16 protein-coding genes are annotated in these 18,828 nt (G+C 71.3%); 7 read left to right on the top strand and 9 right to left on the bottom strand.

Annotation, left to right across the window (positions count from 1 at the left end; genetic code table 11):
* Nucleotides 1-91: 91 nt before the first annotated feature.
* The 3 genes from DEJ35_RS03240 to DEJ35_RS03230 form a co-directional block, all read right to left on the bottom strand.
* On the bottom strand, nucleotides 92-1,072 hold the full coding sequence (locus tag DEJ35_RS03240; protein WP_111192047.1) for an ABC transporter permease: 981 nt from the start codon (nucleotides 1,070-1,072) through the stop codon (nucleotides 92-94).
* Entirely contained in the window at nucleotides 1,069-2,850 is a 1,782-nt protein-coding gene (locus DEJ35_RS03235; RefSeq protein WP_258369767.1) for an ABC transporter substrate-binding protein, read from the bottom strand. The genes DEJ35_RS03240 and DEJ35_RS03235 overlap by 4 nt, the downstream gene beginning before the upstream one ends.
* Nucleotides 2,851-2,940: 90 nt before the next feature.
* Nucleotides 2,941-4,041 (bottom strand): LacI family DNA-binding transcriptional regulator, encoded by a 1,101-nt coding sequence (locus tag DEJ35_RS03230; protein WP_111192046.1) that lies wholly within the window; start codon nucleotides 4,039-4,041, stop codon nucleotides 2,941-2,943.
* Between the two features lie 228 nt (nucleotides 4,042-4,269).
* Between DEJ35_RS03230 and DEJ35_RS17165 the strand changes: the two genes are divergently transcribed.
* Nucleotides 4,270-4,419 carry a hypothetical protein gene (locus tag DEJ35_RS17165; RefSeq protein ID WP_181435490.1) on the top strand — a complete coding sequence of 50 codons (150 nt, stop codon included), beginning with the start codon at nucleotides 4,270-4,272 and terminating at the stop codon, nucleotides 4,417-4,419.
* Between the two features lie 103 nt (nucleotides 4,420-4,522).
* Here the strand turns inward: DEJ35_RS17165 and DEJ35_RS03225 are convergent, their stop codons facing one another.
* Nucleotides 4,523-5,224, bottom strand: a complete 702-nt coding sequence (locus tag DEJ35_RS03225) for a GntR family transcriptional regulator (RefSeq protein WP_231564062.1) — start codon at nucleotides 5,222-5,224, stop codon at nucleotides 4,523-4,525.
* Nucleotides 5,225-5,322: 98 nt separating this feature from the next.
* Here DEJ35_RS03225 and DEJ35_RS03220 point away from each other — a divergent pair, with 98 nt between their 5' ends.
* The gene (locus DEJ35_RS03220) at nucleotides 5,323-6,534 is read left to right on the top strand and encodes an MFS transporter (RefSeq protein ID WP_111192045.1); all 1,212 of its coding nucleotides are present in this window, start codon (nucleotides 5,323-5,325) and stop codon (nucleotides 6,532-6,534) included.
* Between the two features lie 56 nt (nucleotides 6,535-6,590).
* On the opposite strand, the gene DEJ35_RS03215 is transcribed toward DEJ35_RS03220, so the two are convergent.
* The 3 genes from DEJ35_RS03215 to DEJ35_RS03205 form a co-directional block, all read right to left on the bottom strand.
* Entirely contained in the window at nucleotides 6,591-7,433 is an 843-nt protein-coding gene (locus tag DEJ35_RS03215; RefSeq protein WP_110858721.1) for a formate/nitrite transporter family protein, read from the bottom strand.
* 111 nt (nucleotides 7,434-7,544) lie between these two features.
* Nucleotides 7,545-8,711 carry a Vms1/Ankzf1 family peptidyl-tRNA hydrolase gene (locus DEJ35_RS03210; RefSeq protein WP_110858720.1) on the bottom strand — a complete coding sequence of 389 codons (1,167 nt, stop codon included), beginning with the start codon at nucleotides 8,709-8,711 and terminating at the stop codon, nucleotides 7,545-7,547.
* A complete protein-coding gene (locus DEJ35_RS03205; protein WP_110858719.1) occupies nucleotides 8,692-9,033 on the bottom strand; it encodes a hypothetical protein in 342 nt (113 codons plus the stop codon). The genes DEJ35_RS03210 and DEJ35_RS03205 overlap by 20 nt, the downstream gene beginning before the upstream one ends.
* A 208-nt stretch (nucleotides 9,034-9,241) precedes the next feature.
* Here DEJ35_RS03205 and DEJ35_RS03200 point away from each other — a divergent pair, with 208 nt between their 5' ends.
* Genes DEJ35_RS03200 through DEJ35_RS03185 form a run of 4 tightly spaced genes read left to right on the top strand, consistent with a single transcriptional unit; the run spans nucleotide 9,242 to nucleotide 15,694 of the window.
* Nucleotides 9,242-10,600 carry an extracellular solute-binding protein gene (locus DEJ35_RS03200; RefSeq protein ID WP_111192044.1) on the top strand — a complete coding sequence of 453 codons (1,359 nt, stop codon included), beginning with the start codon at nucleotides 9,242-9,244 and terminating at the stop codon, nucleotides 10,598-10,600.
* A complete protein-coding gene (locus tag DEJ35_RS03195; protein WP_111192043.1) occupies nucleotides 10,597-11,712 on the top strand; it encodes a carbohydrate ABC transporter permease in 1,116 nt (371 codons plus the stop codon). Before DEJ35_RS03200 ends, DEJ35_RS03195 begins: the two co-directional genes overlap by 4 nt.
* Nucleotides 11,709-12,644 (top strand): carbohydrate ABC transporter permease, encoded by a 936-nt coding sequence (locus DEJ35_RS03190; protein WP_110858716.1) that lies wholly within the window; start codon nucleotides 11,709-11,711, stop codon nucleotides 12,642-12,644. The genes DEJ35_RS03195 and DEJ35_RS03190 overlap by 4 nt, the downstream gene beginning before the upstream one ends.
* A complete protein-coding gene (locus DEJ35_RS03185; protein ID WP_111192042.1) occupies nucleotides 12,641-15,694 on the top strand; it encodes a glycoside hydrolase family 2 TIM barrel-domain containing protein in 3,054 nt (1,017 codons plus the stop codon). Before DEJ35_RS03190 ends, DEJ35_RS03185 begins: the two co-directional genes overlap by 4 nt.
* 89 nt (nucleotides 15,695-15,783) lie before the next feature.
* On the opposite strand, the gene DEJ35_RS03180 is transcribed toward DEJ35_RS03185, so the two are convergent.
* Nucleotides 15,784-16,209 (bottom strand): DUF3151 domain-containing protein, encoded by a 426-nt coding sequence (locus DEJ35_RS03180; protein ID WP_110858714.1) that lies wholly within the window; start codon nucleotides 16,207-16,209, stop codon nucleotides 15,784-15,786.
* Between the two features lie 274 nt (nucleotides 16,210-16,483).
* Between DEJ35_RS03180 and DEJ35_RS03175 the strand changes: the two genes are divergently transcribed.
* A complete protein-coding gene (locus DEJ35_RS03175; protein ID WP_111192041.1) occupies nucleotides 16,484-18,115 on the top strand; it encodes an ABC-F family ATP-binding cassette domain-containing protein in 1,632 nt (543 codons plus the stop codon).
* A 7-nt stretch (nucleotides 18,116-18,122) separates the two neighbouring features.
* Here the strand turns inward: DEJ35_RS03175 and DEJ35_RS03170 are convergent, their stop codons facing one another.
* Nucleotides 18,123-18,818 (bottom strand): SDR family oxidoreductase, encoded by a 696-nt coding sequence (locus DEJ35_RS03170; RefSeq protein WP_111192040.1) that lies wholly within the window; start codon nucleotides 18,816-18,818, stop codon nucleotides 18,123-18,125.
* Nucleotides 18,819-18,828 lie beyond the last annotated feature (10 nt).

Raw genomic sequence — 18,828 nt, 5'->3', positions numbered from 1 at the left:
GCAGCACGCCGCCTTCGTGATGTTGTTGGTCATCGACGTGCCCCCGTGTGCTTGATGTGGGCGCAGCACGCCGCCTTCGTGATGTTGTTGGTCATCGACGCGTCCTCGGGTCCAGGACGCCGTACATGACGTCCACGATGAAGTTGGCGATGAGCACCGACACGGTGATCATCAGGAAGAGGGCCTGCATGAGCGGGTAGTCCTGCCCGATCACGGCGTTGAACAGCAGGTAGCCGATGCCCGGGTAGCCGAAGACCTGCTCGACCAGGACGGAACCGCCGACCACGCCACCGAGCGCCAGACCGAAGCCGGTCAGGTTCGGCAGGATCGCGTTGCGGGCCGCGTAGCGGATGGCCACGGTACGTCCGCGCAGGCCGTTGGCCTCGGCGAAGGTCACGTAGTCGTCACCGAGCGTGTTGATCATCGCGTTGCGCATGCCGATGATCCAGCCGCCGAGGCTCGTCACCAGGATCGTGACCGCCGGCAGCACCGCGTGCTGCAGTGCGTCGCCGAAGAAGGCGCCGTTGAGCCCGGGCGTCGTCGTCGCCGAGTAGGCGCCCGTGGTCGGGAACCAGTGCAGCACGTAGCCGAGGAAGAACAGCAGCAGCAGGGCGGTCCAGAAGTACGGGAACGTCGACATGAAGCTCCCCGACAGGGTGGGCAGCGAGTCGAGCCAGGTGCCGCGCTTCCACGCCGCCGCGACACCGATCAGGGTGCCGAGGACGAACGCCAGGATCGTGACGACCCCGACCAGGATCAGCGTGTACGGCAGGGCCTTCGACACGAGGTCGCCGACGGGCTGGGGGTAGAACGTGTAGCTCGTGCCGAAGTCGAGGGTGATGACCTGGTGCAGGTAGCTGACGTACTGGTCCCAGAGGTTGCCGGTCGGCACCCCGAGCTGGGCCTCGATGGCCTTCTTGGTGGCGTCGGTGACCGGACCGTTCTGGCTGAGCTTCGCGAGTGCGGCGTCGGCCGGGCTGCCGGGCATCAGGCGCGGGAGCACGAAGTTCAGCGTGACCGCGGCCCAGAGGGTCAGGACGAAGAGGACGAGTTTCTGGAGGACGTACTTCACTTCTGGTCCTCCTGCTGCTCGGCGTTCTGCTCCTGCAGGATCTGCTTGCCGGCGGCGCTGTCGCGGAGCCGGAGCTTGGTGAAGATGAGCAGCGGTGCCGAGTCGTAGTTCTGCGGTGCCATGTAGGGGTCCTTCGCGCTCGGCCAGCCGACGAACTTGCCGGTGTTGAACAGGCCCCAGAGCCCGCCGTAGTACATGCCGATGACGGGGAGCTCGTCGTACACGGTCTGCTGCAGCTGGTCGAGGATCTCCTGCTGCTTCGCGGTGTCCGTCGTCGCCTTGTACTCGTCGAGGAGCTTCTGGGTGTCGGCGTTCTTGTACCGCTCGTAGTTGTTGACGGTCGACTTGCCGACCGGCTGGTAGAACTCGCTGCTGAGCAGGGAGTTGAACGCCTGGTAAACGTCACCGTTGCCCATGCCGCCCATCGCCATGTCGAACGTGCCGTTGTTGATGTTCTGCTGGTACCCGGCGGGCTGCGGTGCCTGGATCGTCACCTTGATGCCGATGGCCGTCAGTTCGCGGCGGACCTCCTGCGCGGCGCGGAGCCAGTCGGAGTAGCCGTTCGCGGTCATGATCGTGATCGCGAGCTGCTTGCCGTCCTTGACGACCTTGCCGCCCTGCACGGTGTAACCGGACTTCTCGAGGCTGGCGAGTGCCGCCTTCGTGTCCTGGGTGATCATGCCCTGGTCGGGGATGTCCGGGTTGAGGTACCGCTCCTGGTTCGGCAGGATCAGGCCGGTCTGGCCCGCCGCCGACAGGTTGCCCTCGGACGCGGTCTCGGCGATGGCGTCGCGGTCCAGCGCGAGCGAGATCCCCCGGCGGACGTTGACGTCGTCGTACGGCGCCTTCGTCAGGTTCGGGATGAGGCCGATCACACCGCCGGCCGGGAACCACCACTCGTTCGTCTTCGACGCGGCGCCCCAGGTGCCCTTCACGTCGGAGATGAACGAGTACGCCCAGTCGTAGCCGCGGGTGACGGTGTCGAGCTGCGTGTTCGTCGCCGGCAGGATGAGGTGCTTGATGGCGATCTTGTCGGCCTGCCAGTACTCCGGGTTCTTGTCCATCGAGTACTGCTGGTCGGTGTAGTTGCCGAGGACGAACGGCCCGGTGCCGACCGGGTTCGGGTCGCGCCAGGTCGTCGGGTCCTTCACGCCGCCCCAGTGGTCCTGGCCGAGGATGTAGGTCTGCCCGATGATCGTCAGGCTCGGGACGTCCTCGCTCTTGAGGTGGAAGACGACGTGGTCGCCGTCCTGCTCGATGCGCTCGATGTGCTGCCAGGCGCCCTTGACGTCCATGGCCGGGAACTTCTTGAGCAGGTCGAAGGTGAAGACGACGTCCTTCGCGCTGAACGGCGACCCGTCGGACCACTCGACACCCGAGCGGATCGTCATGTCGATGGTCTTCGCGTCGGGCTGGCTCCACGCGCTGGCGAGCCACGGGTTGCGCTTGCCGTCGAGGGGGTTCACCTCGATGAGGGGCTCGTACATCCACTTGGAGGCCGTGCGGGCGTTCGCGATGTACGGGTTGAAGTTGCGGTCGAACAGCGGGTTGCCGCGGTCCGCGTTGATGAGCATCGTGTCCTTGCCGATGGTGGGATCGGGTTCGGAACGGACCTGGATGCTGCAGCCGGTGGCCACGAGGGCCACTGCGGCGAGGCCGGCGATGGCCGCGACGAGGCGGCCTCGGCGGCGGGGGCCTGGGTCACGCGTGCCGCGCGTGCGCTGTGGGGGAAGCGTCATTGCTCGGTCGACCTCCATGTCGAGTCGGTACGTGCTCAATGTATGCGCTTACATCGTGGCGTGCAAGCGCGGGTGTTGTTTCGCGGGGTGGCACCGTGCGAGGTGTCGTCGGCGCGGGGCGACGCACGCCTACAGCGCGGGCGGGCAGCTCTCGCGCAGCAGCACCTCGACGGGCAGGCGCACGGCGCGCGGCGGCCCCTCGCGGCGCTCCAGCCGGTCCACGATCGCCAGGACGGCAGCACGGCCGAGCGCCCCCATCGGCTGGTGCACGGTCGTCAGGCGCGGCGACGAGAACCGACCGGCGTCGATGCCGTCGAACCCGGTCACGACGAGGTCCTCGGGCACGCGGAGCCCCCGGGCAGCAGCGGCGTCGAGCACCCCGAGCGCGGACTGGTCGTTCGAGCAGACGACGGCGCGCGGGACCTCGTCGGCCAGCAGCGACACCGCGAGCTCCCGCGCCCGAGCCCGCCCGAAGTCGCCGTGCACGGTCCGCACGGTCGAGGCCGACACCCCGTGGTCGGCCAGCGCTGCGCGGAACCCCGCCGAGCGCTCCATGTCGTCGGGCGAGTCGATGGGCCCCGCGACGTACGCGAGGGAGCGGATCCCCAGGCGCCCGATCACGTGCGACGCCAGGGTCCGCATGCCCGCGGCGTTGTCCACGCTCACCGAGTCGAACCCGTGCGAGCGCCGGTCGTCGGCGAGCACCACCACCGGGATGCGTCGGGCGACGTGCTCGAGCAGGTCGTCGGGCACGGTCTGCGCCAGCACGGCGAGCCCGTCGACACGGCCGGCGACGTCGTTCACGATGACGTCGCGCGACGACCCCCGCCCGGCGGCGACCATGAGTGCGAGCCCCCGCTGCCAGGCCTCGGTCTCGGCACCGCGCAGGACCTCGTCGAAGTACAGGTTGGACGAGAACGGCTGCGTCACGTGCCGCCGGTCGTCGACCACGCGGACGCCGCCGTCGGTGACCAGGTCCGGCCGCTCGTCGGGCACCACGTCGAACCCGGGCAGCAACAGCCCGACGACGCCGGTGCGCTTGCCGGCGAGGGCCCGGGCGTTGCCGGACGGGACGTACCCCAGGCTCCGGATCGCCGCCTGCACGCGGTCCCGGGTGCCCTCGCGGACGGCGTCGGGCGTGCGGAGCACGCGCGAGACGGTGGCGATGGAGACGCCGGCTGCAGACGCGACGTCGTAGACCGTGGGAGGTGCGGTGCGCTGGTCGGCCAACCCGTGCCTCCCCTTCGACGTCCGCTGGTGCCGCGCCTCGCGCTGTGCGGCCGGACCATCCTAGGCATGCCGTGTCCCGGGAGTTCTCCACACGGTGCCGGAAACGCTTGCGGGACAGCGGGGGTCGCGCGACACTGTTCCGACCTCAGTACGTCCCGTGAGGAAGCGCACCAGCGGGCCGCGTGCCCGCACCGATCAGGTTGCCCACACGCAGGGGAAGGACACGACATGTCACAGTCGACACGTTCCGGGAGCAAGCTCACGCTCCGTGCGAGCCACGACGAGGCCGAGGTGCGCGACGCGCTGCTCGAGCGCACGGATTCGATCCGCAGGTTCGACGATCTCGACGCGCCGCAGGAGACGACGGACCTGCGCTAGCGGCTCGCGCCCGGCCTCCCCCGGGAACGGTCAGGAGGCCCGGGCAGCGCCCGCAGACCGCTCACTTCAGCGCTCGTCACCTCAGCGCTCGGTCGCGCCCACGTCAGCGCTCGGTCGCGCCCACGATCGTCATGCCCGCCCCGCGCAGGCGTCGGCGCTCCTGCGCGATCCAGCTGAGCAGCCGGTCGTTCGTGCCGGCCACGTGGGCGGCCACGAGTTCCGCTGCGCGGTCCGCGTCACCGTCGCGTACCGCGTCGATGATGGCGCTGTGCTCGTCCCACGCGGCGTCGCGCGCCTCGGGCGTGCGGACCTCGATCCAGCGCGTGCGCTCGAGTCGCGTCAGGGCGTCGGCGATGGCATCGGTGACGAACCGGTTGCCACCGAGTGCGGCGAGGTCGAGGTGGAACGTCGACCCCATCCGGATGCCTGCCTGCTGGTCGGGGGTGGGCTGGAGCGCGTCGAGGTGCCCGCGGACCTCCGCCAACTGCTCCGGAGTGGCGCGCTGGACGGCCAGCCGAACGGCAGCGGGTTCGAGGATGCCCCGGAGTTCGGCGAGCGAGGCGATCTCGTCGAGGTCGATCGGGGTGACCGTCCACGAACGACCCTCGTGCAGGATGAGCCCCTCGCGCTCGAGCCGCGACAGTGCGGCGCGGACCGGCGTGCGCGAAGCGTGGAACCGCGCCTCGAGCCCCCGCTCCGAGATGCGCTCGCCCGGTGCGATGTCGAGGGTCAGGATGGCTGCGCGCAGGTTGTCGTAGAGCTGGGCCGTCTGCGACACGGGCGCGGCGTCGGTCGTGTCGGTCACGGCGGACAAGCCTAGCGGCGTGACGACTGGAATGGTATACCGTTCTGGTATACCAAACCGTTCCGCGATGGAACGACGACGAACGGCCGAGACGACCCATGCCCACGACCGACGCTCCGCAGCGATCCACCACGACGTCGCCGGTCTCGGCCCGCGCCTGGACGATGCTCGCCCTCGGGGTCGCGGCCCAGGCGGCGGGGACGCTCGTCGTGTCCGCCCCGGCGCTCCTCATCCCCCACCTGCTCAGCCGCGGCACGTCCCTGCCGGTCGCCGGGGTCCTCGCCGCCGCTCCGACCTTCGGCATGGTCCTGACACTCATCGCCTGGGGCGCGATCACCGACCGGTTCGGCGAGCGCGTCGTCATCGCCGGCGGCCTCGTGCTCACCACGCTCGCCGTGGTCGCCGCCTGGCTGGCTGCCGGTGACCCGGTGCTGCTCGGGTTGGCGTTCCTGGCCGGCGGCATGACGAGTGCCTCGACGAACGCCGCGAGCGGTCGGGTCGTGGTGGGGTGGTTCCCGAAGGAGCGCCGGGGACTCGCGATGGGCATCCGACAGATGTCGCAGCCGCTCGGGGTGACGCTCGCGGCGGTCACGGTGCCGCAGCTCGCCGAGGGCTCCGGGATCCGCGCGGCCCTGGTCCTGCCGATCGTGCTCTGCGCGGTGCTCGCCGTCTGCTGCGCGATCGGGATCACCGACCCGCCACGCCCTGCCCGGGCCACGGTGGCGACGACGGCGACCGCGAACCCCTACCGGTCGAGCGGCTTCCTGTGGCGGGTGCACGCGGTGTCGGTCCTGCTCGTGGTGCCGCAGTTCACCCTGTCGACGTACGGGCTCGTCTGGCTCGTGGGCCTCGGCTGGTCGACACCGGCGGCCGGGATGCTGGTCGGCGCCGCGCAGTTCGTCGGGGCGATCGGCCGGATCGTGGTCGGTGGCTGGAGCGACCGGGCCGGGTCGCGCGTCGGCCCCCTCCGGATCGTCGCGGTGAGCGCGGCGGTGGTGATGGCGGTGCTCGCGGTCGTCGACGCGACGCACCTGGCCGGGGCTGCGGTGTTCCTGGTGCTCGCGACGAGCGTGACGGTCGCCGACAACGGGCTGGCCTACACGTCGGTCGCCGAGGCGGCGGGTCCGTTCTGGTCGGGCCGGGCGCTCGGGGCGCAGAACACCGGGCAGTTCATCGCGGCGAGTGCCGTCGGTCCGGGCATCGGCGCCCTGGTCGGTGCGCTCGGGTTCGCGGCGTCGTTCGGCATCGTGGCGGTGCTCCCGCTGCTCGCGGTCCCGCTGGTGCCCCGCCGCGACCGTTCGCACGACTGACCGCTCGCGCGACTGACCGCGAGCGACCCCGTCAGTCGCACCGCCCGTCGCGCTCGTCAGCCCTGTTCGTGGTCGGCGCGCTCGGGGTCGTCCTGGGAGTCCCGGCGGCGGTCCTGCATGAGCTCCTTCGTCCGGAGCAAGCGCAGCGCCGTCACGAGCACCAGCCCGCCGAGGACGTTGAACAGCAGCGTGTACCCGAACCAGCCGAGCCACTGCCCGTAGGTGATGTCCGCGCCCGACTGGATCGCCCCGAAGACGAGCAGCGAGTCGAGGATCGAGTGGAAGAGCTGCAGCCCGGCGAGGAGGAAGCCTCCGGCGACGGCGGCGACGAGCTTCGCGGGGTCCGAGTCGGTGCCCTGCTGCATCCGCGTCATCAGGGTGATCGTGCTGCCGCCCAGGACCGCCAGCACGATGCTCTGCAGTCCGAACGGCGCATCGACGTAGTGGTGTGCCGACTCCGAGAGCGTCACGTGCCACTGCGGGAACGCCTGGACGACGAGCCACATGAACACCCATCCCCCGGCCAGGTTCGCCACGAGGGTGCCGCCCCACAGTCGAACGAGCTGCAGCACGGTCCCCTCGCGGGCAACCACGGCCGCGACCGGCATCAGGAAGTTCTCGGTGAAGAGTTCGCTGTGCGCCAGGTGCAGCGCGATGAAGCCGATGCCGAAGGCCAGCCCGGCGAGCAGGTGGCTGTCGGTCTCGGTGAGCACCGCCAGGTACGCCATCACCCCGAGACCGACCTCGAGGCCGCCGAAGAACCCCGTGACGAGGACGGCCCGGGTCGTCCGTTGCAGCCGCTCCGCACCCTCCTCGATGGTCGCGTCGAAGGACTCCGCGAGTTCGTCCTCCACGGGGGCGTCGCTGGTGCCGAGCTCACGTCGGCGGTCGTCGGTCATGGCCGGGACGCTATACGCGGCCGTCGTGGCGGCCCGCAGGATCGCGCCGAGACGGACGCCAGGCCCGGTACCAGCTGGCACCGGGCCTGGCGTCCGTCGTCCGGTCACCGCTCAGGCGGCCGGCACCGCCGGTCCCACCGGCCACCGCAGCAACGCCGCGGCGGGCGCACCGTTCGGCAGCGATGCGGCGTTCACGAGCAGCAGCTCCGCGTCGGTGAGGGCGACCGCCCGGACGATCGCGCACACGGCCGGGACCGGTCCGATGACCGGTGCACCCGCCGCCTGCTCGGGTGCCGTGGCGATCCACGGCACCGCTCCGAGCGCGAGCAGGGTGCGGTCGCCGATCGCGGCGGCGTCGATCGCGACGACCGAGGCCTGCGCCTGCTGCAGCGCCTCGACGACGGACCCGAGGCCGGCGACCGTCTGGTTGTCCCCGCGGCCGACGTGCGTGCGGAGCAGGTCCTCGAAGTCGTGCCGGCGGGTCGCGATGACCCGGGCGAGCGCGATGTCGACGTGCTCGACGAGCGCGGTCTCCGACGCATCCGACGCCCGGGTGTCGACCGGGACCTCGGAGACGACGGCGCGCGCCTCGGTGGACAACTGGTCGAGCAGGAGCCCCCGTGCGCGGATGTCCCCCGCGACCACGATGAGCTTCGGCTGCAGCCGCCGGAACGCCTCGTCGACGGCCGTGGCGACCTCGTTCTGGTTGTCGCGCCAGATCTCCTCGGTGTGGTGCTGCCACCGCAGGTGCGACCAGCCGCCGCCCTGGAACTTGTGGAGCGTGTCGGTGCGGCCCTGCACGCGCTGCTCGTCGCGACGGTCCGGCACGTCGGCGTGACCCAGACGGTAGGCGCGGTAGCCACCGCCCTCGCGACCGACCTCGACGATCAGGAACGGTAGGTCGAGCGGCCGGTGCGCCAGGAGCGGCAGCAGGTCGGGCACGGGGTCGTGGCCGATCGACGTCGGGGCGTGCATCGCCCCGGGCAGGACCTCGCTGAGCACGAGTTCGCCGTCGTGCACGAGCACGTACCGGCTCACGGGTGCCGGCACCCCCGGCGTCTCCTCGAGCTCGGCCATCACCGTGTCGATGACCTCGGCGTCCGCCCCGGCCGACCGCAGCACGTCCTCGGCCTTCCGACGCTGCAGGGCGGCCAGGTGCTGCGGGTCCTCACGGTCACCGGACGCGTCGACGTAGGCCCACGTCCACGTGCCCCCGCGCTTCAGGCGTTCGGCGATCCCGGACTGCAGGTGCGGGGCGTCATTCTGCGTCAGAGCCATCGGTGCTGCCCTCCCCGGTCTCGGTGCGGTACACGGTCGCGTCGGCTCCGTCGCCCTCGCCGGTGGGCAACGGGTCGGCACGGTCGGCGTCGTCCTCGGGCAGGACGTCGGTGGTGTCGTCCTGCAGTTCGCCCTCGAGCTCGCCGTCGTAGCCCGACGCGGCGAGGGTCTCCGGGTCGTCGGTGTCGTCGGGGACCGGCTCGGACTGCCGGAACTCCTCGACGTGGGCGTTGCTGCCGTGCCCCTGGACGATGCTCTGCGCCTCGTGCGCGAGCTGCTCGTCGAGTTCGGGGCGATGGGTGGTGTTCCCGCGTTCGGTCATCGCTTCTCCTCCCGGTCGTGCCACCGGCGGCCTTCGCCGTCCGGGGCGTCGGTGTCTGCTCTGTGACCCCACCGTCCGCGCCTGGGCCTGGGGCCGTTCCAAGGTGCGCCGGGAATGCGCAGTGTCGGTACGGTCACGAAACCACAACGGCATTCGGTTCTGTGGTTGGGTGTGGACAACCCCGATCAACGACGAACGGAGTGCGGCAATGGCGCCACGACCACGACCCATCACGAGACGACACCTGTTGGGCTTCGGCCTCGGCACCGCGGCGGCGGGACTCCTCGCCGGCTGCGCGGTCCCGGGCTCGACCAACGTCAACAAGGCGGCCCTCGTGCCCGCCGCGGCCTCGGGTGAGACCGTCCAGCTCACCTACTGGGCCTGGCTCAAGGACCTGCAGAAGGTCTGCGACGTCTGGAACGAGACGCACCCGGACATCCAGGTGACCGCGAACTGGATCCCCGGCGGCAACAGTGGCGGGTACCAGAAGATGTACTCCGCGCTCGCGGCCGGCGGCGGCCCCGACATCGGGCAGGTCGAGCTCCGGCAGATCCCCGAGTTCATGCTCGCGAACGGCCTGGTCGACCTGGCCCGGTACGGGGCGAAGGACTTCGAGTCGGAGTACGACGAGGCCGCATGGGCGCAGGTGTCGTTCGTCGACGGCATCTACGGCATCCCGCAGGACACCGGCCCCATGGGCTTCTACTACCAGACCGCGATCCTCGAGCAGGCCGGCGGCGAACCCCCGACGACGTGGGACGAGTGGCGTGACCTGGCCGACCGGGTCCGGAGCACCGGCAAGCAGAACTACCTCGAGGTGTTCCCGGTCGCCGACGCGTCGCCGTTCGCCGCGTACGCACAGCAGGCCGGCGCGCGCTGGTTCAAGGTCGACGGCGACGAGTGGGTCGTCGACATGACCGACGACAAGACCCTGATGGTCGCGGACTTCTTCGACGGGGTCATCGACGACGAGCTGGTCGACACGAGTGCCGGCGCGTACTCCCCCGGGTGGTACGCCGCGGCCGCGAGCGGCAGGATCGCCGCGGTCACGAGCGCGAGCTGGGGTGACGCCCTGATCGAGTCGGTGCAGGGCGGCGAGGGCAAGTGGAAGGTCGCCCCGATGCAGAAGTGGGGCGCCGACGGCTTCGGCTCGAGCGCCATCGGCGGTTCGACGGCCGCCGTGCTGGCGAACGCGAAGCACCCGAAGGAGGCGCTCGAGTTCATCACCTGGATGACCACCTCGAAGGCGGGGATCGACGCGATGATCAAGTACTGCGGCATCGGCTGGTCGCCCGCCGTCGACTACATCGGGGCGCAGCGCCAGCAGCCGTCGAAGTGGTTCTCCGGCCAGAACTACAACGAAGAGGTCTTCGTGCCGGCATCCCAGGAGCAGAACGTCGAGTGGTCGTGGTCCCCGGTGACCCAGTCGGCCTTCACGTCGCTGCAGAACCAGTTCCGCCGCAAGATCACCTCGGGCCTCAAGCTCAGTGACGCCGTGGAGCTCGCACAGCGGGAGATCGTCCAGTCCTTCAAGGACAAGGGCCTCAGCGTCAGGACGGCACGATGACCCAGCAGACCACCACCCCACGGTCCACCGGTCGACCGGCCGGCGGCACCCCCGCGTTCCGCACCAGCACGAAGGCCACGAGCGCGCAGAAGCGTGCCCCGTGGATCCTGCTCGCTCCGTTCCTGGCCCTGTTCCTGCTGACGTTCGTCATCCCGATCATCAGCGCCCTGTTCCAGTCGTTCACCACCGTCGACCGCGAGGGCCTGTTCGGTGAGGACGGCGTCGTCGGCCGGTTCGCCGGGTTCGACAACTACGCGATCGCCCTGCAGGACAGCGGGTTCGTCGCCTCGATCGGCCGCATGCTGCTCTTCGGCATCGTCCAGGTCCCGGTGATGATCATCGCCTGCACGATCCTCGCGCTGTTGCTGGAGTCGGCGAGCGCCCGCTGGCCGGGCTTCTTCCGCGCGATCTACTTCATGCCGTACGGCGTCCCCGGCGTCATCGCGACGATCCTGTGGTCGTTCCTGTACGTGCCCGGGCTGTCACCGATCGTCGCCGGGCTGCAGTCGATGGGGCTGCAGCCGGACTTCCTCGGCGCCAACAGCGTGCTGTGGTCGATCGCGAACATCGTCACCTGGACCTACACCGGCTACAACATGCTCATCATCGTGGCGCAGCTGAAGTCCATCCCCGGCGAGGTCTACGAGGCCGCGAAGGTGGACGGCGCGAACGCGTTCCAGGTCGCGTGGCGGATCCAGATTCCGCTCATCGCACCGGCCCTGATGCTCACGACGGTGTTCTCGATCATCGGCACGCTGCAGCTCTTCGCGGAGCCGCAGATCCTGTCGACCGTGGCCCCGGCGATCGACACCGAGTACACGCCGAACTACGCCGCATACACGAACGCGTTCGCGTTCAACGAGTACGGCGTCGCGAGTGCGCAGGCGGTCATCATCGCCCTGGCCGCGTTCATCCTGTCGTTCGCGTTCCTCGCGCTGACGAACCGGCCACCCAAGGACGAACGCGACCGGCGCAAGCGTGCACGGCGCGACGGCCGGGAGGCCCGCACCGCGCTCCGGACACGCGCTGCGGCGGGCAGCACGGTCACCACCCAAGCCGACCCGGGCCTCCACGCCGGTCGCGTCGCGACCACCGAAGGGACTGACCGATGACCAGCGAAGCCATCGAAGCGCCGGCCACGGCGAAGTCGGCCGTCCCCGTGGACACCACGTCGATCTCGGCGCACCAGCGCCGCAAGCTCGACCGGTCCCCCAGGTCGCAGATCGTCGTGACGGGGATCCTCGTCATCGCCGCGCTGTACTTCCTCGTCCCGCTCTACTGGGTGATCATCGCCGCGACGAAGACCACGGGGGCGCTGTTCTCCACCCCCGGGTTCTGGTTCGGTGGCGAGTTCGCGCTCTGGAGCAACCTGCAGCAGGTGTTCACCTACGACGGCGGCATCTTCGTGCGGTGGATCGCGAACAGCGTGCTGTACTCCGGCGTCGGTGCGGTCCTGGCGACCTACTTCGCCGCGGCCGGCGGGTACGCGTTGGCGAAGTACGACTTCCGAGGGCGTCAGTTCGTGTTCGGCACGATCCTGGGCGGCGTCCTCGTGCCGGGGACCGCGACAGCGCTGCCGCTGTTCCTGCTGTTCTCGTCGATGGGCCTGACGGACACGTACTGGAGCGTGCTCATCCCGAGCCTGGTGTCGCCGTTCGGCCTGTTCCTGTGCCGGGTGTACGCCGCCGCGTCGGTGGACACCACCCTGCTCGAACAGGCACGCATCGACGGTGCCGGTGAGCTGCGGATCTTCCACACCGTGGTGCTCCGGCAGATGACCCCGGCGCTCGTCACCGTGTTCCTGTTCCAGGTGGTCGGGATCTGGAACAACTTCTTCCTGCCGCTCATCATGCTGGCAGACCAGAAGCTGTACCCGATAACACTGGGGCTGAACAACTGGCGCTCGCAGGTCGACCGCCTGCCGGAGTTCTACCAGCTCACCACCGGCGGGGTGCTCGTCTCGGTCATCCCGCTCGTCATCGCCATCATCGTCCTCCAGCGCTTCTGGCGTGGAGGCCTCACGGAAGGATCGGTCAAGGGTTGACCCACTCCGCACTCTCGTCCACCGCACCCGGCTCCGACTCGCGGCTGGCACCCCGTGCCTGGCTGCACACCGACGCCCCGTCCCTGTCGCTGAACGGTGGCTGGCGGTTCCGGTGGTCGCCCGTCGCCTCGGTCTCCGAGGACTTCGCGACCGAGGGTGGGGAGGACGACGACCCGGCCTGGGGCGAGCTGCCGGTGCCGTCGCACTGGGTGCTGCACGGGCACGGGGCCCCGAGCTACACGAACCTGCAGTACCCGTTCCCGATCGACCCCCCGCACCCGCCGGAGGAGAACCCGACCGGCGACCACCGCCGCACCTTCGAGCTGCCGTCGTCGTTCGACGGTGCCGACCGGGTGCTGCTGCGGTTCGACGGAGTCGAGTCGCACTTCCGGGTGTGGCTGAACGGGACGCTCGTGGGGTGGTCGACGGGCTCCCGCCTGGCGACCGAGTTCGACGTCACCGAACTGGTGCGCCCGGGAGCGAACGAGCTCGCGGTCCGGGTGCACCAGTGGTCGGCGGCGTCCTACCTGGAGGACCAGGACCAGTGGTGGCTGCCCGGCATCTTCCGTGACGTCACCCTGCTCGCACGACCCACGGCGCCGATCGACGACGTGTTCGTCCAGGCCGGCTGGCGGGCGACGCTCGGCACGGCGGCCTCGGCGGGGACCGCTGCCTCCGGCCGCCCGGCGACGGGGACCGGCACGATCACGTTCCCGACGCTCGACGCCGCGTTCCCGGTCCGGTTCACGGTCCCCGACCTGGGCGTCGACGTGACCTGGGCCACGGCGGACGACGTCGCACCGATCGAGGTCGAGGGCGTCGAACCGTGGAGCGCGGAGCTGCCGAAGCTGTACGAGGCAACGGTGTCGACCGGCTCGGCGGCCGCCGGCGCGGCCGCCGCATCGGGCGCCTCGGGCGGCGAGACGGTCTCGCTCCGGCTCGGGTTCCGCACCGTGTCGATCGTCGGCGACCGGTTCCTGGTGAACGGCGAGCGCGTGGTGTTCCACGGCGTGAACCGGCACGAGACCCACCCCGTGCGCGGCCGGGTCTTCGACGAGGACCACGCCCGCGCCGACATGGCACTGATGAAGCGGAACAACGTCAACGCCATCCGGACCTCGCACTACCCGCCGCACCCCCGCGTGCTCGACCTGGCCGACGAGCTCGGGTTCTGGGTGATCCTGGAGTGCGACCTGGAGACCCACGGGTTCATCTTCACCGACTGGGTCGGCAATCCCTCCGACGACCCGGCGTGGGCCGCCGCGTACCTCGACCGCATCGCACGCACCGTCGAGCGCGACAAGAACCACGCCTCGATCGTGATGTGGTCGCTCGGCAACGAGTCCGGCACCGGCCGGAACCTCGCCGCGATGTCGCAGTGGGTGCACGCCCGCGACCCGGAGCGCCCCGTGCACTACGAGGGCGACTACACGGGCGAGTACACCGACGTCTACTCGCGGATGTACCCGACGCTGCAGGAGACCGAGTCGATCGGCGGCGGTACCCCGACGCCCCTGCTCGGCTGCGGCCCGGCCGAGGCCGCACGGCAGCGGTCGAAGCCCTTCATCCACTGCGAGTACGTGCACGCGATGGGCAACGGCCCCGGGCAGATCGCCGAGTACGAGGCCCTGGTCGACCGGTACCCACGGCTGCACGGCGGGTTCGTGTGGGAGTGGCGGGACCACGGCCTGCTCGCGAAGACGCCCACGGGCGAGGACTACTACGCCTACGGCGGGGACTTCGGCGAGGTCGTGCACGACGGCAACTTCGTGATGGACGGCCTGGTGCTGCCCGACGACACCCCGACGCCGGGGCTCGCCGAGTTCGCCGCCGTCGTGGCCCCGGTCCGCCTGGCGGTCTCGGACACCACGGTGCTGGTCGAGAACCGGTACCACTCGGCCTCGACCGCCGGGCTCCGGCTGTGCTGGACCCTGTCGCGGAACGGCGTCGTCGAGGCCTCGGGGCGCCTGTCCACGGGCATCGTCTCCGCACGTGAGTCGGCGACGGTGCCGGTGCCCTCGGAGGTGCTCGACGCGGCCACGTCCGAACTCGCACCCGGCGACGAGCTCTGGTTCGACCTGACCGTGGAACTGGCGGGGCCGACCGCGTGGGCGGACACCGGCCACGTCGTGGCACGCACCCAGCGGCTCGTCGCGGCGCGCGCGGCGGACGCACCACGGGCCTCCCGGCAGGGGTGGGACGGCGACCGACTCGGTGACGGCACCTTCAGTGCCCGCGGCGACCTGGTGTCCTGGAAGGGCCACGAGGTCGCGGGGCCCCGCCTGGAGCTCTGGCGTGCGCCGACCGACAACGACAGCCTGGCGTCACAGGGCGGCTACGAGACCGCGGACCCGGTGCTCACGCACGGGGTCGGCGACCCGACCGCTCCCCCGTCGGCGTCGCGCTGGCGCGACCGAGGGCTGGACCGGCTGACGCACCGGCTGGTGTCGGTGTCGCGGACCACCTCCGGGCTGGAGCAGCGGGTCCGCGTCGCGGCGGCGAACAGCGGGTGGGGCCTCGAGGTCACGCACCGCTGGACCCTGACGTCCGAGGGGCTCGTGCTGCAGACCGACGCCGTGCCGTTCGGCGCCTGGGACGTCACGTGGCCGCGGATCGGGGTGCGGTTCGACCTGCCCGCGTCGCTGGCCGATGCGGAGGCCACCTGGTTCGGGACCGGACCGCTGGAGTCGTACGCCGATTCGAGTGCTGCGGCCCGGGTCGGCCGGTTCTCCGCGCCGGTGCGGTCGCTCGGGGTGGAGTACTCGCGGCCGCAGGAGACCGGGCACCGGCCGTCGCTGCGATCGCTGGCTGTCGGGCCGTTCACCGTGACGACGGTGGGGTCACACCGTGCGGGGTTCACCCTGTCGCCGTGGACCGCGCAGCAGATCGACCGCGCCGAGCACCCGTACGAGCTGCCGACGTCGGACCACCTGTACCTGTACCTCGACGCCGCGCAGCACGGGCTCGGCAGCCGGGCGTGCGGACTGGACGTGCTGCCGGAGCACCAGCTCTGGCCGCAGGCGTTCAGTTGGAGCGTGCTGCTGGGCTAGTCGGTCACGCGCAAAACACCGGTGTTCGCACGTTGCACACCCGCATCCCGCGGCGTGCAGTGCGAACACCGGTGTTTTGCGTGCGGGAGCTACGCGCCGGCGGACAGCGCCCGCAGCGCCTCGGGGTCGCTCGCGTTCAGGAAGTCGGTCAGGCGCTCCGCCTCGCCGGGCTCCTCGATCGCCTCGGCCGCACGGCGCAGGGCGAACAGCGCCCGCAGGACGCCACGGTTCGGCTCGTGCGACCACGGCACCGGCCCGACACCGCGCCAGCCGGCCTTGCGCAGGGCATCGAGCCCACGGTGGTACCCGACACGGGCGTACGCGTAGGACTCGAGGGTGGCGCCGCGTGCCCACGCCTCGTCGGCGAGCAGCGCCCACGCCAGGCTCGACGACGGGTAGGACACCACCACGCTGGCGACGGGGGCCTCCGCCTCGAGCGCGGCGGTCACCTCCGGCTCGGCGGGCAGCAGGGTCTCGGGGTTCGACGACGGGGTCGGCAACAGGTTCTCCGGCATGCCCCCAGCCTGTCATCCCTTGCGGCTGCCCGTGTCACGGGATTACCGTGGAGGTCACCTCGTCGTCATCGCGGGGCCGCCGGGGCGGGAGACCGACCGGCGGAACGGATGGCGGACACGGGGGTCCCCCGACGGAAGCAGACGGATTGCTGTCGATCACCGGTACCGCTCAGCCCACGCGCTGACACCGTGATCGCGCGCCCCGTCGGGCGCTCCACCGCACCGCGGTGGCCTCGGTGTCGTGCGCCCAGCATCGACACCGGGAGACACCCCCATGCCCACCAGTCCGTCCGTCGTCCTGCACGACGTCACCTTCGCCTGGCCCGACGGCACCGTCGCGCTCGACCACCTCACCGCCGCCTTCGGGCGTGGCCGGACCGGCCTGGTCGGGAGGAACGGGGCCGGCAAGTCCACGCTGGTCCGGCTCGCGACCGGCCGGCTCCACCCCACGTCGGGCAGCATCGCGACGTCGGGTCCCGTCGACCACCTGCCGCAACGCCTCTCCCCACCGGCACGGCCTGATCGCCGCTCGCGCGTCGATCAGGAACCGGCGGCGTGGGCCCACGCCAGCGCGGACGACACCGTCGCCGACCTGCTCGGCGTCCGTCCCACACTCACCGCGCTCCGGGCCGTCCTGGCCGGCGACGCCACAGAGGCACAGCTGGAGGCAGTCGGCGACGACTGGGACCTGGAGGAACGGGCCGCCGCGGTGCTCGACCGGGTCGGGCTCGACGGCGCCGACCTCGACCGGCCGGTGTCGACGCTGTCCGGCGGGCAGTCGGTGCTCGCCGCCGTCGCCGGGGTGCGGTTGCGCGCCCGACCGATCGTGTTCCTGGACGAGCCGACGAACAACCTGGACCGCCGGGCCCGCGGGCTGCTCCTCGACCTGGTCGACGACTGGCGCGGCACCCTCGTGCTCGTCAGCCACGACCGGGAACTCCTCGAGCACGTCGACGAGACCGTGGAGCTCCGCGCCGGGGCGATGACGGTGTTCGGCGGGACCTTCAGCGCGTTCGAGGAGCACCTCGCCGTGCAGCAGGCGGCCGTCGAGCGCGAGGTCCGGGTCGCCGAACAGCGGCACCGCACCGAGAAGCGGCAGCGCATCGAAGCGGAGACGAAGATCGCCCGACGCGCGAAGGCCGGTGCCGAAGCCGGCCGGTCGATGCCGAAGATCCTGGCCAACGAACAGCGGAAGAAGGCCCAGGAGACCGCGGGACGCCTCCGGGTCGCGCACGGATCGGCCGAACAGCAGGCGCTGGCGACGGTCCGCGCGGCCGAGCTCCGCCTGCGCGACGACGAGTCGATCCACGTCGCCCTGCCCGACCCGGAGGTGCCGGCATCGCGTCGGATCGCCACCGTGACCGTCCGTGGACGGGACGTCGTCGTGCAGGGGCCGGAACGGATCGCCGTCACCGGGGACAACGGTGTCGGCAAGTCCACCCTGCTCGAGCAGCTCGTCGGCGACCCCGCTGCCCGGGAGCACCCGCTGCCCGAGACCGCGGCCGTCGCCCACGTCGAGCGGATCGCGTACCTGCCGCAGCGGAAGGACAGCCTGGACGACACCGCCACCGTGCTCGACAACGTCCGCCGGGACGCCCCGCACGTGCCCGTCGCCGAGGTCCGCAACCGGCTGGCGAAGTTCCTGGTGCGCGGGGACACCGTCGACCGCCCGGCCGGGGACCTGTCCGGCGGGGAGCGGTTCCGGGTGGCGCTGGCGGCCCTGGTGCTCGCCGACCCGCCCCCGCAGCTGCTCGTGCTCGACGAGCCGACGAACGACCTCGACCTGACGAGCGTCGACCAGCTCGTCGACGCGCTGCGGGCCTACCGGGGAGCACTCGTCGTGGTGAGCCACGACGAGACGTTCCTGGAACGGCTCGAGCTCGACGAACGGATCGAGCTGCGGTAGATCCCCGTCAGCGCCGTCGGGTCGGCCGGATCGCGAGCGACTCGACGGTGCCGCGCTCGGGCAGGTCGACGACGGTGCGGACCGCGGCGGCCACGTCCTCGGGGGCCAGGTAGTAGTCGGTGTCGTAGGACTCACCGAGCTTCGCCACGAGCTGCCGCTGCATGTCCGAGTCGGTCCGGCCCGGGTGCACGCTCGACACCCGCACGCCGTTCGCCCGCTCCTCTTCGCGCAGGGCGTCGGCGAAGGCCCGCAGCGCGAACTTCGACGCCGCGTACACGCCACCGCCGGGGCCCGAGTGGAACCCGGAGCCGCTGTTGATCGGCACGACGATGCCCCGGGCCGCCCGCAGCGCCGGGAGCGCCAGCCGGGTGAGCTCGGCGACCGCGAACAGGTTCGTCGCGAAGACCTGCTCCCACACCGCACGCGGGGTGTCGGCGACGGTGGCGCCCTGCTCGACACCGGCCGAGTGCACGAGGACGTCGAGCCGATCGGGCAGCGCCGGGACCTCGCCCGCGCCCAGGTCACCGACGAACGGCGCCGCGCTCGGCAGCTCCGCGACGAGGGCGTCCACGGCGTCGGCGGACCGGCCGCCCACGAGCACGTGGTGGGTGCGGCCGAGTTCGGCGGCGATCGCGCGGCCGATGCCGCGGGTGGCTCCGGTCACCAGGGCGACCGGACGGTTCTGGAGCTGGTCTGTCGTCACGTGGGCCAGC

The sequence above is a fragment of the Curtobacterium sp. MCPF17_051 genome, assembly GCF_003234595.1.
Taxonomy (GTDB): Bacteria; Actinomycetota; Actinomycetes; order Actinomycetales; family Microbacteriaceae; genus Curtobacterium; species Curtobacterium flaccumfaciens.
The sequence above is the reverse complement of the archived record's forward strand: the minus strand, read 5'-3'. Positions and strand labels throughout refer to the sequence as shown.

Bases quoted from the DNA above. Each gene is read 5' to 3' on its own strand.
- DEJ35_RS03210 (WP_110858720.1), bottom strand. From the start codon at position 8,711: ATGGCTCTGACGCAGAATGACGCCCCGCACCTGCAGTCCGGGATCGCC.
- DEJ35_RS03200 (WP_111192044.1), top strand. From the start codon at position 9,242: ATGGCGCCACGACCACGACCCATCACGAGACGACACCTGTTGGGCTTC.
- DEJ35_RS17165 (WP_181435490.1), top strand. From the start codon at position 4,270: ATGTCACAGTCGACACGTTCCGGGAGCAAGCTCACGCTCCGTGCGAGC.
- DEJ35_RS03215 (WP_110858721.1), bottom strand. From the start codon at position 7,433: ATGACCGACGACCGCCGACGTGAGCTCGGCACCAGCGACGCCCCCGTG.
- DEJ35_RS03175 (WP_111192041.1), top strand. From the start codon at position 16,484: ATGCCCACCAGTCCGTCCGTCGTCCTGCACGACGTCACCTTCGCCTGG.
- DEJ35_RS03205 (WP_110858719.1), bottom strand. From the start codon at position 9,033: ATGACCGAACGCGGGAACACCACCCATCGCCCCGAACTCGACGAGCAG.
- DEJ35_RS03180 (WP_110858714.1), bottom strand. From the start codon at position 16,209: ATGCCGGAGAACCTGTTGCCGACCCCGTCGTCGAACCCCGAGACCCTG.
- DEJ35_RS03220 (WP_111192045.1), top strand. From the start codon at position 5,323: ATGCCCACGACCGACGCTCCGCAGCGATCCACCACGACGTCGCCGGTC.
- DEJ35_RS03195 (WP_111192043.1), top strand. From the start codon at position 10,597: ATGACCCAGCAGACCACCACCCCACGGTCCACCGGTCGACCGGCCGGC.
- DEJ35_RS03190 (WP_110858716.1), top strand. From the start codon at position 11,709: ATGACCAGCGAAGCCATCGAAGCGCCGGCCACGGCGAAGTCGGCCGTC.